Source organism: Pseudomonas sp. 2822-17 (assembly GCF_002742485.1).
In the GTDB taxonomy this organism is placed as follows: Bacteria; Pseudomonadota; Gammaproteobacteria; order Pseudomonadales; family Pseudomonadaceae; genus Aquipseudomonas; species Aquipseudomonas cyclaminis.
Genome location: NZ_LJRZ01000736.1, coordinates 1 through 243, shown reverse-complemented (window position 1 = coordinate 243; position 243 = coordinate 1). Strand labels below are relative to the sequence as shown.

General features: G+C 41.6%; 1 pseudogene. It reads right to left on the bottom strand.

Annotated features, from left to right (window positions below):
- Nucleotides 1-2: 2 nt before the first annotated feature.
- Nucleotides 3-243, bottom strand: a pseudogene (locus AOA60_RS24025) (NAD-dependent malic enzyme); the annotation flags it as partial.

Here is a 243-nt window from a genome sequence, read left to right as displayed (position 1 = left end):
ACTTAATCTTTTATTGCTGTTAATTCCATTGTCCTTTTTTCCACTTGGTCTGGGTCAACTTTTCTCCGTGCTACTCCTGTTTCCATTGCTGCCTGTGCAACACTTCGTGCAACAGCTGGTGCAACTCTTGGGTCAAACGGACCTGGAATTACATAGTCTGGATTTAGGTCTTCTTCTCGTACTAATTCAGCAATAGCTTTAACTGCCGCGACTTTCATCTCTTCATTTATATGAGTTGCATAT